The 12,547-nt window shown below is 59.8% G+C and carries 16 protein-coding genes; 10 read left to right on the plus strand and 6 right to left on the minus strand.

The window, feature by feature from the left end:
• Positions 1-77 precede the first annotated feature (77 nt).
• From QO002_RS12230 to QO002_RS12270, 9 genes are all read left to right on the plus strand, one after another.
• On the plus strand, positions 78-782 hold the full coding sequence (locus QO002_RS12230) for a metal-dependent hydrolase (RefSeq protein ID WP_307229999.1): 705 nt from the start codon (positions 78-80) through the stop codon (positions 780-782).
• A gap of 86 nt (positions 783-868) precedes the next feature.
• Complete coding sequence (gatC, locus tag QO002_RS12235; RefSeq protein WP_307230001.1) at positions 869-1,156, plus strand: Asp-tRNA(Asn)/Glu-tRNA(Gln) amidotransferase subunit GatC; 288 nt, start codon at positions 869-871, stop codon at positions 1,154-1,156.
• A 50-nt stretch (positions 1,157-1,206) separates the two neighbouring features.
• Positions 1,207-2,688: an Asp-tRNA(Asn)/Glu-tRNA(Gln) amidotransferase subunit GatA gene (gene gatA, locus QO002_RS12240; RefSeq protein ID WP_307230003.1), complete on the plus strand. Its 1,482-nt coding sequence runs from the start codon at positions 1,207-1,209 to the stop codon at positions 2,686-2,688.
• Between the two features lie 63 nt (positions 2,689-2,751).
• Positions 2,752-3,273, plus strand: a complete 522-nt coding sequence (locus QO002_RS12245) for a GNAT family N-acetyltransferase (protein WP_307230006.1) — start codon at positions 2,752-2,754, stop codon at positions 3,271-3,273.
• An 81-nt stretch (positions 3,274-3,354) separates the two neighbouring features.
• Positions 3,355-4,857 (plus strand): Asp-tRNA(Asn)/Glu-tRNA(Gln) amidotransferase subunit GatB, encoded by a 1,503-nt coding sequence (gatB, locus tag QO002_RS12250; RefSeq protein WP_307230009.1) that lies wholly within the window; start codon positions 3,355-3,357, stop codon positions 4,855-4,857.
• A gap of 3 nt (positions 4,858-4,860) precedes the next feature.
• Positions 4,861-5,346, plus strand: coding sequence for a GNAT family N-acetyltransferase (locus QO002_RS12255; protein WP_307230011.1), 486 nt, complete (start codon positions 4,861-4,863; stop codon positions 5,344-5,346).
• An 86-nt stretch (positions 5,347-5,432) separates the two neighbouring features.
• A complete protein-coding gene (locus tag QO002_RS12260) occupies positions 5,433-5,906 on the plus strand; it encodes a GNAT family N-acetyltransferase (RefSeq protein WP_307230014.1) in 474 nt (157 codons plus the stop codon).
• 106 nt (positions 5,907-6,012) lie between these two features.
• Positions 6,013-6,408, plus strand: coding sequence for an NADH:ubiquinone oxidoreductase subunit NDUFA12 (locus QO002_RS12265; protein WP_307230016.1), 396 nt, complete (start codon positions 6,013-6,015; stop codon positions 6,406-6,408).
• Positions 6,409-6,581: 173 nt separating this feature from the next.
• Positions 6,582-6,977: a DUF2155 domain-containing protein gene (locus QO002_RS12270; protein WP_307233336.1), complete on the plus strand. Its 396-nt coding sequence runs from the start codon at positions 6,582-6,584 to the stop codon at positions 6,975-6,977.
• Positions 6,978-6,995: 18 nt separating this feature from the next.
• Here QO002_RS12270 and aat read toward each other — a convergent pair whose 3' ends face one another.
• The 5 genes from aat to QO002_RS12295 all read right to left on the minus strand — a co-directional run bounded on the left by aat (position 6,996) and on the right by QO002_RS12295 (position 10,743).
• On the minus strand, positions 6,996-7,610 hold the full coding sequence (aat, locus tag QO002_RS12275) for a leucyl/phenylalanyl-tRNA--protein transferase (protein ID WP_307230018.1): 615 nt from the start codon (positions 7,608-7,610) through the stop codon (positions 6,996-6,998).
• A 10-nt stretch (positions 7,611-7,620) separates the two neighbouring features.
• Positions 7,621-8,967 (minus strand): acetyl-CoA carboxylase biotin carboxylase subunit, encoded by a 1,347-nt coding sequence (accC, locus tag QO002_RS12280; protein ID WP_307230020.1) that lies wholly within the window; start codon positions 8,965-8,967, stop codon positions 7,621-7,623.
• A 10-nt stretch (positions 8,968-8,977) separates the two neighbouring features.
• Positions 8,978-9,442 carry an acetyl-CoA carboxylase biotin carboxyl carrier protein gene (gene accB / locus QO002_RS12285; protein WP_307230021.1) on the minus strand — a complete coding sequence of 155 codons (465 nt, stop codon included), beginning with the start codon at positions 9,440-9,442 and terminating at the stop codon, positions 8,978-8,980.
• A 21-nt stretch (positions 9,443-9,463) separates the two neighbouring features.
• Entirely contained in the window at positions 9,464-9,910 is a 447-nt protein-coding gene (gene aroQ, locus QO002_RS12290; RefSeq protein WP_307230023.1) for a type II 3-dehydroquinate dehydratase, read from the minus strand.
• Between the two features lie 113 nt (positions 9,911-10,023).
• Complete coding sequence (locus QO002_RS12295) at positions 10,024-10,743, minus strand: DsbA family protein (protein WP_307233338.1); 720 nt, start codon at positions 10,741-10,743, stop codon at positions 10,024-10,026.
• Positions 10,744-11,063: 320 nt separating this feature from the next.
• Between QO002_RS12295 and QO002_RS12300 the strand changes: the two genes are divergently transcribed.
• Complete coding sequence (locus QO002_RS12300; RefSeq protein ID WP_307230025.1) at positions 11,064-12,221, plus strand: pyridoxal phosphate-dependent aminotransferase; 1,158 nt, start codon at positions 11,064-11,066, stop codon at positions 12,219-12,221.
• Between the two features lie 33 nt (positions 12,222-12,254).
• Here the strand turns inward: QO002_RS12300 and QO002_RS12305 are convergent, their stop codons facing one another.
• Complete coding sequence (locus tag QO002_RS12305; protein ID WP_307230027.1) at positions 12,255-12,464, minus strand: hypothetical protein; 210 nt, start codon at positions 12,462-12,464, stop codon at positions 12,255-12,257.
• Between the last annotated feature and the right edge of the window lie 83 nt (positions 12,465-12,547).

Raw genomic sequence — 12,547 nt, forward strand, 5'->3', positions numbered from 1 at the left:
TTTGCCGATTCGATCTTCTATTGATTGTTTCCTGATCCATATGCTTCCCGCACAGATAAATCGACAGGAGTTCAATCATGAAGATCACATGGCTCGGCCATTCTGCCTTCCGCATCGAAACGGCCAAGGCCCGGATTCTGATCGATCCCTTTTTCACCGGTAATCCATCCTTCCGGGATGAAACCCGCAAGGATGCGACGGCCGGCCTGACCCATATCCTCTTGACCCACGGTCATGGCGACCATGTAGGCGAAACGATCGCGATCGCGCGGGAAACCGGCGCCACCGTCGTCGCCAACGCCGATCTTGCGGCATGGCTCGGATCAAAGGGCGTTTCGGCGCTGGAGATGGGCAATACCGGCGGCACCATCCATCTCGACGGCTTTTCCTCGACGTTCGTCAACGCGCTGCATTCGTCGGCGCAGATCACCGAGGATGGTGTTTCCCATGCGCTCGGAAACGCCAACGGTCTCGTTCTGCATTTCGAGGATGAACCGACGCTCTATCACATGGGCGATACCGATATCTTTTCCGACATGGCTCTCATCAACGAACTGCATCAGCCGGAAATCGGCCTCGTGCCGATCGGCGACCGCTTCACCATGGGCGGTGCCGTCGCAGCCCTTGCCTGCCAGCGCTACTTCAAGTTCGGCACTGTGATCCCCTGCCACTACGGCAGTTTCCCGATCGTCGATCAGACGCCGGAGACCTTCGTGAGCGCCATGGATGGAGCCTCCACCAGGATCGAGACGCCTGCAATCGGTGCCAACCTTACGCTCTGAACGTCCGACATGCCGATTCCCCCGTTGCACCGCCACGTCTGGGCCATTATAGCGGGGGAAATATCCTTAAAGACCGGAGCCCTTCCATGTCCGTAGATCTCGCCACCGTAAAGCGCGTTGCGCGCCTCGCCCGCCTTGCAGTCAGCGAGGAGGAAGCACTGCGCATGACCGGCGAGCTCAATGGCATCTTGGGCTTCGTCGAGCAGCTTTCGGAAGTGAATGTCGAGGGCGTCGAGCCGATGACATCCGTGACCCCGATGGCGATGAAGAAGCGCGAGGATGTGGTCACCGACGGCAACAAGGCCGAGGATGTCGTTGCCAACGCGCCGGTCACCGACCGCAACTTCTTCCTGGTGCCCAAGGTCGTCGAATAAGCTTCGCCAGACCGCCGCGCGTATCCCTTTATTTGAAAGCCCCGTTTGCCATGACCGACCTGACCCGCCTGACCATCGCCGAAGCCCGCACCAAGCTCGCTGCCAAGGACATCACCGCCGTCGAATTGACGGAGGCCTATCTTGGAGCGATCGAAGCGGCGAACGCGGCGATCAATGCCTATATTGTCGTCACGCCGGAAAAAGCGCGCGACATGGCCAAGGCGTCGGATGCGCGGATTGCGGCCGGCAAGGCTGGTGCGCTCGAAGGTATTCCGCTCGGGATCAAGGATCTGTTTGCCACCGAGGGCGTGCACACGCAGGCGAGCAGCCACATTCTCGACGGCTTCAAGCCGCGCTACGAATCGACCGTCACGCAGAACCTGTGGGACGAAGGCGCGGTCATGCTCGGCAAGCTCAATATGGATGAGTTCGCGATGGGCTCCTCCAACGAGACCTCCTATTACGGCCCGGTCAAGAACCCGTGGCGCGCAAACGGCTCCAACCTGGATCTCGTTCCCGGCGGTTCCTCTGGCGGTTCTGCCGCTGCTGTCGCTGCGTTCCTTTGCGCGGGCGCCACGGCAACCGATACCGGCGGCTCGATCCGCCAGCCGGCAGCCTTCACCGGCACGGTCGGCATCAAGCCGACTTACGGTCGCTGCTCCCGCTGGGGCACCGTCGCTTTCGCCTCGTCGCTCGATCAGGCCGGTCCGATCGCCCGCGACGTGCGCGATGCCGCCATCCTCCTGAAGTCGATGGCATCCGTCGACGCCAAGGACACGACCTCCGTCGATCTGCCGATCCCGGATTACGAAGCCTCGCTCGGCCAGTCGCTGAAAGGCATGAAGATCGGTATCCCGAAGGAATACCGTGTCGATGGCATGCCGGAAGAAATCGAGACGCTCTGGCAGCAGGGCATCGCCTGGCTGCGCGACGCCGGTGCCGAGATCGTCGATATCAGCCTGCCGCATACGAAATACGCGCTGCCGGCCTACTACATCGTGGCGCCGGCCGAAGCCTCATCCAACCTTGCCCGCTATGACGGCGTTCGCTACGGCCTACGCGTCGATGGCAAGGACATTGCCGACATGTACGAGAAGACCCGCGCGGCCGGCTTCGGCACCGAGGTCAAGCGCCGCATCATGATCGGTACCTACGTTCTCTCGGCCGGTTACTACGACGCCTACTACCTGCAGGCACAGAAGGTCCGCACGCTGATCAAGCGCGATTTCGAGCTTGCCTTCCATACGGGTGTCGATGCGATCCTGACGCCGGCCACGCCATCTTCCGCATTCGGCATCGCCGACGAGGATCTGGCGTCCGATCCGGTGAAGATGTACCTGAACGACATCTTCACGGTGACTGTCAATATGGCCGGCCTGCCGGGCATCGCCGTTCCCGCCGGCCTCGACCACAAGGGCCTTCCGCTTGGTCTGCAGTTGATCGGCAAGCCGTTCGAGGAAGAAACTCTCTTCAAGACGGCGCACGTCATCGAGCAGGCTGCGGGCCGATTCACGCCGGCAAAGTGGTGGTAATCTGCTGACGAGGCTGGCCAAACGTCGGCCGTGATGGTTCAATCGCCCTTGAAAGGCGGCTGAATGATTACGATCCGCATTGCGAGCGAAGACGACGTTATCCCGCTGACGGCCATCGGGCTTTCCGCCTGGCAGATGGCTGTCCGGGGGCTCGTCGATCCCGTGAAGATGCGCCATACGGTAGAGGTCGCGTTCCTCTCCTTTATCCGCAACAATTGGGAGCGCGTGTTCGTCGGCGAGATCGATGGCGCGCTTGCAGGCTGGATTGCCTCCGAGCGCGGCGATGGTGTGATCACCGACCTGTGGGTGACGCCCCATGCACAGCGGCAGGGCCTCGGAACTGCTTTGCTGGGGCAGATGGAAAGCCGTATTGCCGCCTTGGATATCGAGGCAGCCGAGCTTGGCACGCATGCCCGCAACGCGGCTGCCGTCGATTTCTTCATGAAGCGCGGCTATTCGGTGAGTTCGCTCTCCACAAGCTACGCCGCAAAGCTCGACCAGAACGTCGAAACGATCGGCCTGCGGAAAATCCTGATCGAAAGACCGGTACTCGATACCGGCTCAAGCCTTTTCAGCTATTCGTGAGATTGCCCGTCAAGCCTTGCACCACCATGCCATTTGTTCTACCGAGAGGATCACGATTTCGAGCCTTCAGAAGAGCAGTCCATGACCCTAGTCGATGTCCGCACCTCCGATCCCAAACGCTACATTCCCGGCGCCACCGGCGACTGGGAAGTGATCGTCGGCCTGGAGGTCCACGCCCAGGTGACCAGCAATTCCAAGCTGTTCTCCGGCGCCTCGACGACCTTTGGCAATGCGCCGAATTCCAACGTCTCGCTCGTCGATGCGGCCATGCCCGGCATGCTGCCCGTCATCAACGAGGAATGCGTCAGGCAGGCTGTCCGCACCGGTCTCGGGCTGAAAGCGCAGATCAACAAACGCTCGATCTTCGACCGCAAGAACTATTTCTATCCGGACCTGCCGCAGGGCTACCAGATTTCCCAGTTCAAGGACCCGATCGTCGGCGAGGGCAAGATTGTCATCTCGCTCGGGCCGGATCGTCAGGGCAATTTCGAGGACATCGAGATCGGCATCGAGCGCCTGCATCTTGAGCAGGACGCCGGCAAGTCGATGCATGATCAGCATGCGACCATGTCCTATGTCGATCTGAACCGCTCCGGCGTCGCGCTGATGGAGATCGTCTCCAGGCCCGACATGCGATCGTCCGACGAGGCCAAGGCCTATATGGCCAAGCTGCGCTCGATTGTGCGCTATCTCGGCACCTGCGACGGCAACATGGACGAAGGCTCCATGCGCGCTGACGTCAACGTATCGGTCCGCCGTCCCGGCGAAGGTTTCGGCACGCGCTGCGAGATCAAGAACGTCAACTCCATCCGCTTCATCGGCCAGGCGATCGAATACGAAGCCCGCCGCCAGATCGGCATTCTGGAAGACGGCGGCTCGATCGATCAGGAAACCCGCCTGTTCGACCCGAACAAGGGCGAGACCCGTTCGATGCGCTCCAAGGAAGATGCGCATGACTACCGCTATTTCCCTGATCCGGACCTCCTGCCGCTGGAATTCGACGATGCTTTCGTCGAGGCGCTGAAGGTCGATCTGCCTGAACTGCCCGATGACAAGAAGGTGCGGCTGGTCAGCGACCTCGGTCTCTCTATCTATGATGCCTCGGTGCTGGTCTCGGAAAAGGCGATTGCCGATTATTTCGAAGCTGTGGCCGCCGGCCGTGACGGCAAGATCGCCGCGAACTGGGTGATTAACGACCTGCTCGGCGCGCTCAACAAGGCTGGCAAGTCGATCGAGGAAACACCGGTTTCCCCGGCGCAGCTCGGAGGCATACTCGATCTCATCAAATCCGAAGTCATCTCCGGCAAGATCGCCAAGGATTTGTTCGAGATCGTGTGGAACGAAGGCGGCAACCCCGCAGAGATTGTCGAAGCCCGGGGCATGAAGCAGGTGACGGACACCGGCGCCATTGAAAAGGCTGTGGACGAGATCATCGCGGCCAATCCCGATCAGGTCGAGAAGGTCAAGGCCAAGCCATCGCTTGCCGGCTGGTTCGTCGGGCAGGTGATGAAATCGACCGGCGGTAAGGCAAATCCGCAGGCCGTTCAGGCGCTGGTCAAGGCCAAGCTCGGCCTCGAGGACTGATCGATGTTCTTCGTCAGGACAGCAACGGAACGCGACCTGCCGGCGATCAGCAAGCTGCTGTCCGAGACCAGCCACGCGACCTACGACGCGCTCTATGACGCCGAGAAGATCGACGAAATATCGACGAAGTGGCATTCGGTTGCGGCACTGAAGGCCAATCTGGCCGGCAAGAACGCCGAATTCCTCGTCGCGGATAATGGCAAGACGATCGGCGGCATGGCCTATGCCGCCATGTCGGAGACGTTGCATGAAACCGCCGTGCTGCACCAGCTCTACGTGCTGCCGGCCTTTCAACGACAGGGAATCGGCCGCGATCTCTTTGCTGAACTCGAAACCTGCTTTCCCTATGCCGGCCGCATGCGGCTGGAGGTTGAGGAAAACAATGCGAAAGCCATCGCCTTCTACGAGGCGCATGGCTTTGCTCCCGAAGGTTCGGGCTCGCCCCATTGGGGTATTGAGACGATCGCGATGGAAAAAACTCTGGACTGACGTCCGCCATCCAAACGCGGCCAGCTGTTGTCACATTTCCTTTGCGTGCCGGTGCCAGATGTTGCCTCGATCAAAAGAGGACAACCATGGACGCGATCACCACGTCACTGACTATTCGGCACGCGCGACGCAGCGATTTGCCGGCGCTTGTTGAATTGTTTGCCGATGATGCCCTCGGCGGGCATGGCGATACGACTGATCCTGCGGCGTTGGTGGACTATGTTGCCGCGTTCGAGCGCATTCAGGCATCCCCCAACGACACGCTTTATGTAGCAGAGATCGGCAATATCGTCGTCGGTACGTTTCAGATGACGGTTTTAACCGCGTTGCCCGGCCGCGGCAGTTCCAGCCTGCTCGTCGAAGCGGTGCAGACGCGTAGTGACCGGCGCGGGCAGGGGATCGGCGAAGCCATGCTACGATATGCAATGGAGCATGCCCGCAGCCAGGGGTTTTCCAAGGTTCAACTCACGTCCAATTCAGCGCGAACCGATGCTCACCGATTCTATCGCCGCCTTGGTTTCGAGGCCTCGCATTTCGGCTTCAAACTCCGCCTGAAATGATGTCGTTCTCGCTGGAAATGCTGGACAAGCCACGCCTCCCGCGGCATAAGCGGGAGAGGAATTCCAGTTATTCCGCGCTGCAACAGCGTGGCCAAGGACGGGCATCATGAAGTCTCTGCTGCAAATCTTTACCTGGTGGAATGGCCAGACGATCGGAACACGTTTCCATACCTGGCGATTCGGCAAGCGCGTCGGCGAAGACGCCGCTGGCAACGTCTACTACCAGGGCGGCAAGGATTCCGAAGGCCGCACCCGCCGCTGGGTGATCTACAACGGCTACGCCGACGCTTCTGCCATCCCGCCGGGCTGGCATGGATGGATGCATCATCGCACCGACGTCTCGCCGGCGGACGAAAACTATCAGGCCCGCGAATGGCAGAAGCCACATCAGCCGAACTATACCGGCTCTGCAGACGCTTATCGCCCACAGGGCTCGATCAGCAATACCGGCGAGCGGCCACGCGTCACCGGCGACTACGACGCCTGGACCCCCGGCGCCTGATATCCGAACGTGGATGGAGGGCGTTTTTCGCCCTCTCGCCGATGGATCATGCCTCGGCCACATTTCACCGTTAGCGCCTGATGCCGCAACACTTCTGGGCGGCGCGCAAGGAACCGGCGATCATGGCAGCTTCACATTCTGATCTTTCAATGCGCCGCCGGCTTAGCTCGGCGATGGCCTTTGGGATCGCCGCCTTTTCCGTGGCCGTTTTTCCTGCCCATGCAGAGCGCGTGTCAAACCCGGTTGCCGTATTTTCCGGTATCGACAAGATCACCGGCCGCATCACTACGTTTGACGTCTATATCGGCGAGACCGTGCAGTTCGGCGCGCTGCAGGTGACGCCGCGCGTCTGCTACAGCCGCGACGACACGGAAGCCCCCAAGACGACAACATTCGTCGAGGTCGACGAAATCACGCTCGATCGAAAGATCCGCCGTATCTTCACCGGCTGGATGTTTGCCGACAGCCCGGGCTTGAATGCCGTCGAGCACCCCGTCTATGACGTTTGGCTGCAGTCCTGCAAGGCCAAGTCAGATTTGCCGCCGCCCGACACGGCCGCCGCACAGTAACTTTCTGTCTTTTCGGCTTCAGAACTTGAGGTTTGGCGACGCCATCGCCTTGGCGAGCATGACTTCATATTCCCCTTTGGGGACGTCTATGGCGCCAAACGTCTTCAGATGGTCCGTGGTGAACTGGGTGTCGAGAAGCCTGTAGCCGCGTTCTCTCAGTCGTGTCACGAGGTGCACCAGGCAAATCTTCGATGCATCGGCGCGGCGGGAAAACATGCTTTCGCCGAAGAAGGCCGCGCCCAGGGAGACGCCGTAAAGCCCGCCGACCAGTTTGTCACCCTCCCAGGCTTCGACGGAATGGGCGTGCCCCATGCGATGCAGGGTCGTATAGAGCGAATGGATGGTGCTGTTGATCCAGGTGGTCGGACGATCGGGAGCGGCTTGCGCGCAGCCGGCCATCACATCTTCGAAATCGGTGTTGTAGGTAATCTCGAATGGTGCGCGTCGTATTGTCTTGGCGAGGCTGCGCGAGACGTGGAAATCATCGAGAGGGATGATGCCGCGCAGTTCGGGCTCCACCCAGAATATCTCCGGGTCGTCAGCCGAATCGGCCATGGGAAAAAGGCCGATTGAGTAGGCCCGCAAAAGCAGTTCCGGCGTCACCACCGGTTGCTTGTTGCGAGACCCCTTCATGCGTCAGGCCTCATTCGGCCGCGGACTTGGCCAGATAATTTTCCAGCCAGTGAATGTCGTAGTCTCCGTTTGCAATGTCCTGATTGTTGATCAGGTCCTGGAACAGCGGCAGCGTGGTCTTGATGCCGTCAATGACGAACTCATCAAGCACACGGCGCAGGCGCATCATGCATTCGACGCGCGTGCGACCATGCACGATCAGCTTGCCGATCAGGCTGTCGTAGTAAGGCGGGATACGGTAACCCTGATAAGCCCCCGAATCCACGCGAACGCCAAGGCCACCCGGTGCATGGAAATGCGTGATAGTGCCGGGCGAGGGCACGAAGGTGCGCGGATCTTCTGCGTTGATGCGGCACTCGATGGCATGGCCGGAAAACACGACCTCGTCCTGTGTCACCGAAAGGCCAGCGCCGGATGCAACGCGGATCTGTTCGTGCACGAGATCGATGCCGGTAATTGCCTCGGTGATCGGATGCTCCACCTGAAGGCGAGTGTTCATTTCGATGAAATAGAACTCGCCGTTTTCGTAGAGGAACTCGATGGTGCCGGCGCCACGATACTTCAGCTTGCGCATCGCATCGGCGCAGATCTCGCCGATTTTCATGCGCTGCTCGACGTTGAGGGCAGGCGAGTTGGCTTCTTCCCAGACCTTCTGGTGGCGGCGCTGCAGCGAGCAGTCGCGCTCACCGAGATGAATGGCATTGCCTTCACCGTCGCCGACAACCTGGATTTCGATGTGGCGAGGCTTGCCGAGGTACTTTTCCATGTAGACGGCGTCGTTGCCGAATGCGGCCAGTGCTTCGGAACGAGCCGTCGAAACGGCCTCCTCGAGGTCAGCTTCGGTCTTGGCGACCTTCATGCCGCGACCACCGCCGCCGGCAGTTGCCTTGATCAGTACGGGGAAGCCGATTTCGCGGGCGATTACCAGCGCATTCTCCGGCTTAACTTCGCCGGCAGAGCCCGGAACGACCGGAATGCCCAGGGACTTTGCTGTCTCCTTGGCTGTGATCTTGTCGCCCATGATGCGGATATGGTCGGCAGTCGGGCCAATGAAGGTAATGTCATGGGCATCCAGAATATCGGCGAACTTGGCGTTCTCCGACAGGAATCCATAGCCCGGATGCACGGCGTCCGCGCCGGTGATTTCACAGGCGGCGACGATCTGATGGATGTTCAGATAGCTTTCGCGCGAGGGCGGCGGGCCGATGCACACACTTTCGTCGGCGAGGCGCACATGCATGGCATCTGCGTCGGCGGTCGAATGAACGGCCACCGTCGCGATGCCGAGCTCCTTGCAGGCGCGAAGCACACGAAGGGCGATTTCGCCGCGATTGGCAATGAGAACCTTGGAAATCATCTGTTCAGGCCTATTCGATGATGATCAGCGCTTCGCCGTATTCAACCGGCGCGCCGTCTTCAACGATGATTTCAACAACCTTGCCGGAACGGGGCGCCGGGATCTGGTTCATCGTCTTCATTGCTTCGATGATCAGGATCGTCTGGCCTTCCTTGACGGTGGAGCCGACTTCAACAAACTGGCGAGAGCCGGGGGCTGGCGCGAGATAGGCCGTGCCGACCATCGGCGAGGTGACGGCGTTCTTGTTATTTCGAACGGGCTCGGCAGCAGCAGCCGACACTGCAACTGCCTGCTGCGCGGGGGCAGCAAACTGGGTCGGAACCGGAGCGGAAACATATTGCGGCGTTCCGGCGCGCGAGACGCGAATGCGCAGATCGTCCTGCTCCACTTCGATCTCCGTGAGATCGGTCTCGTTCAGGATGTTGGCGAGATCGCGGATCAGGGTCTGATCGATGCCGGGTTTCTTGTCAGCCATGGAAAGAGCCTCTTTTTCTTTTTATTTCGTTTGTTTCGTCAGTGTGTTTAGCGCATTGAGCGCAAGAATGTAACTGTGGGCGCCGAAGCCGCAGATCACGCCCTTCGCGGCGGGAGCAAGCATGGATTTGTGGCGAAATTCCTCGCGCGCGTGCACATTCGACAGGTGCAACTCGACGACGGGGATCTTGATGGCCTTGATCGCATCGTGCAGGGCAATCGATGTATGGGTGTAGGCACCGGCATTGATCGCAAGGCCAACAGCCTTGTCACCAGCTTCATGCATCCAGTCAATCAGCGCGCCTTCGTGGTTGCTCTGATGGCATACGACCTCCAGGCCGAGCGCCTTGCCTTCCTCAATGCACATGGCCTCGATATCGGCAAGCGTCTGGCCGCCGTAGATGCCAGGTTCGCGCTTTCCGAGCGCGTTCAGATTTGGGCCGTTCAGAACATAGATGATGGCAGACATGAAGGATAAGGTCCGATAATCGTGGGCCTACCTATAGACCGCTGGTTCCGTGAGGAAAAGCCCTTTGCACCCCCACGGAATTTGTCCACAAGCGATCGACCGTCAGGCGGTGCTCAGCAAACGGTTTTTCCGCAGCTGCGCATGTTCGTGACCTTGGTTTCGAGCTCTTCGGCGCCGACAGCACCGAAAACGGCCTCGTTGCCGACGACGTAGGAGGGCGTTCCAGTGATGCCGAGGTTGTTGGCGAGCGTGTAGGATTCCTTGACTGCCGCGTCGTGGGCGTCGGTCTCCATCTTTGCTCTGAGATCGGCCTCGCTGACACCGAGACGGCCGGCAACGGCGATCGCAGTTTCTTCGGTTGCGCGGTCCTCGCCACCCAGCAGAGCCCGATGGAATTCGCCGTATTTTTCGGGAGCAACCTGGCGGAATGCGGCGCTAACCTTGTGTGCGGCAAGCGAGTCGGGTCCGAGGATCGGCAGTTCCTTCAGCACGAAACGGACGTTCTTGTCATTGGCAAGAATGGTTTCCATGTCTGCCAGCGCGCGTTTGCAGTAGCCGCAGTTGTAGTCGTAGAATTCTACGATCGTCACGTCACCCTTCGGGTTGCCGAGCGTGACATCGTGGACCGACTTGAAGATCGTCTGCTGGTTCTCGGAAATCGCGACCTCGGCCTGGCGAAGCTGCTCGTCCTGCTGCTTTTTCTTCAGGGACTGCTGGGCTTCCAGAAGGATCTCGGGATTTGCCACGAGATATTCCCTGATGAACTCGCCCATCTCCTTCTTCTGCTTGTCGTCCAGGGCAAACGCGGCTTGGGGAAGGGTTGCTCCCGCCATCAGGAAAATAGTTGCGGTGGCGATGATCTTGCGGGCGGTGGATGGCATTGCGTCCTCGTGTCTTTCGTTCTCGTGCCTATGTCGTTCAAGCCGCGACCGGAGCCGGCAGACTGATTTGAAAGACATTTTTGTTCTGCCATCCCTGTGGGAAGCTGAGGCGACAATAGGTCGCTGCGGCGCCAAACGAAACCGCAAAATCGGCGGAAGTGCGGCGCTCGCGCACTTGTGAAGCGCTTTTTGATGGTGCAAAGCACTGGGCGAACCGACCCGGTCAGGAACCGCGCAGGAACCGCGGAGCAAATTGCCAAGGAGATATGCTTTTGACATCGCTATCGAAGCGCAGTGCGGTCGAGCCTTTTCATGCCATGGACGTGCTGGCCGAGGCGACCAAGCGTCGTGAAGCTGGTTATCCCGTTATCTCGATGGCCGTGGGCCAGCCGAGCCGGCCTGCGCCTCAGGCCGCTCTCGAAGCTGCGCGTGCAGCCCTTGAGCATGGCCGTGTGGGATATACAGATGCCTTGGGCACGAGTTCGCTGCGGCTCGCCATCGCAAAACATTACGTTTCCCGCTACGGCATTGAGATCGAGCCGCGCCGCATTGCGGTGACAACCGGTTCGTCGGCCGGGTTCAACCTTGCGTTTCTCGCTCTGTTCGATCCCGGCGATTGTGTTGCAATCGCGCGCCCCGGCTATCCCGCCTACCGCAACATTCTCGCCGCTCTCGGACTTGAGGTTATTGAGGTTGAGGCCGATGCAGAGTCAGGCTTCACGCTGACGCCTGAAAACCTGACTGCTGCGGAACGCAAGGCCGGCCGATCGCTGAAAGGCGTTCTGCTGGCAAGCCCGGCCAACCCTACGGGAACAGTAACCGGAAAAGCGCGGCTGAAGGCGCTTGCGGACTATTGCCGCGAGCGTGAGATCGCCTTCATTTCCGATGAAATCTATCACGGGCTGACCTTTGCGGGCGAGGAGACGACAGCGCTCAGTGTCACCGACGATGCGGTCATCATCAACTCCTTCTCGAAATACTATTGCATGACCGGATGGCGGATCGGCTGGATGGTGTTGCCTGAGGATCACGTTCGCGGTTTCGAGCGAATTGCCCAAAGCCTTTACATCTCACCGCCGGAACTGTCGCAGATCGCGGCCGAAGCCGCTCTAGGCGCCGAGGCCGAGCTCGATATCTACAAGGCGTCCTACGCAACCAACCGCGATCTGCTGCTGAAGCGTTTGCCGGAAATGGGACTTGCGATCGCATCGCCCATGGACGGTGCGTTCTACGCCTACGTGGATGTCAGCCACTTCACCAATGACAGCATGGCGTTCGCCCGACGGATGCTAGCCGAAATCAATGTTGCGGCAACGCCGGGGTTCGATTTTGATCCGGTCGAAGGAAACCGGACGATGCGTTTTTCCTATGCCGGCTCCGAAAGCGACATGGTCGAGGCCGTCGAGCGTATCGCCCGGTGGCTGCCCTGAAGGCCGAACAGGGCAGGGACAATCGACGCCGTCCTACCGGCAAATCCTGACCTTGCGTACAACCGGGTTTCCCGCGGCGTCATAACTGCGCACTGTCCGCACGCTGCAGACTGGCTGGTAGGCATAGTCGTAGCTTCTGTAATAATAATCGTTGTGAAATTGCTTCGAGCCGATGGCTGCGGGAGATGGTGTTGCCACGCCCGCGATCGAAGCTGCTGTTATAGCGGTTGCGAGAATATGCATGGTGATCTGTCCTCATCATCGTGACGCCCTGAGCGTCAATACGGAGGCATTATCGACCAGTTTTTTCGTTCGCGACGTTTCCT

Source organism: Pararhizobium capsulatum DSM 1112, assembly GCF_030814475.1.
GTDB lineage: Bacteria > Pseudomonadota > Alphaproteobacteria > Rhizobiales > Rhizobiaceae > Pararhizobium > Pararhizobium capsulatum.

Excerpts from the sequence above, each read along its gene's own strand:
- QO002_RS12230 (WP_307229999.1), top strand. The coding sequence starts at position 78 with ATGAAGATCACATGGCTCGGCCATTCTGCCTTCCGCATCGAAACGGCC.
- gatC (WP_307230001.1), top strand. The coding sequence starts at position 869 with ATGTCCGTAGATCTCGCCACCGTAAAGCGCGTTGCGCGCCTCGCCCGC.
- gatA (WP_307230003.1), top strand. The coding sequence starts at position 1,207 with ATGACCGACCTGACCCGCCTGACCATCGCCGAAGCCCGCACCAAGCTC.
- QO002_RS12245 (WP_307230006.1), top strand. The coding sequence starts at position 2,752 with ATGATTACGATCCGCATTGCGAGCGAAGACGACGTTATCCCGCTGACG.
- gatB (WP_307230009.1), top strand. The coding sequence starts at position 3,355 with ATGACCCTAGTCGATGTCCGCACCTCCGATCCCAAACGCTACATTCCC.
- QO002_RS12255 (WP_307230011.1), top strand. The coding sequence starts at position 4,861 with ATGTTCTTCGTCAGGACAGCAACGGAACGCGACCTGCCGGCGATCAGC.
- QO002_RS12260 (WP_307230014.1), top strand. The coding sequence starts at position 5,433 with ATGGACGCGATCACCACGTCACTGACTATTCGGCACGCGCGACGCAGC.
- QO002_RS12265 (WP_307230016.1), top strand. The coding sequence starts at position 6,013 with ATGAAGTCTCTGCTGCAAATCTTTACCTGGTGGAATGGCCAGACGATC.
- QO002_RS12270 (WP_307233336.1), top strand. The coding sequence starts at position 6,582 with ATGGCCTTTGGGATCGCCGCCTTTTCCGTGGCCGTTTTTCCTGCCCAT.
- aat (WP_307230018.1), bottom strand. The coding sequence starts at position 7,610 with ATGAAGGGGTCTCGCAACAAGCAACCGGTGGTGACGCCGGAACTGCTT.
- accC (WP_307230020.1), bottom strand. The coding sequence starts at position 8,967 with ATGATTTCCAAGGTTCTCATTGCCAATCGCGGCGAAATCGCCCTTCGT.
- accB (WP_307230021.1), bottom strand. The coding sequence starts at position 9,442 with ATGGCTGACAAGAAACCCGGCATCGATCAGACCCTGATCCGCGATCTC.
- aroQ (WP_307230023.1), bottom strand. The coding sequence starts at position 9,910 with ATGTCTGCCATCATCTATGTTCTGAACGGCCCAAATCTGAACGCGCTC.
- QO002_RS12295 (WP_307233338.1), bottom strand. The coding sequence starts at position 10,743 with ATGGCGGGAGCAACCCTTCCCCAAGCCGCGTTTGCCCTGGACGACAAG.
- QO002_RS12305 (WP_307230027.1), bottom strand. The coding sequence starts at position 12,464 with ATGCATATTCTCGCAACCGCTATAACAGCAGCTTCGATCGCGGGCGTG.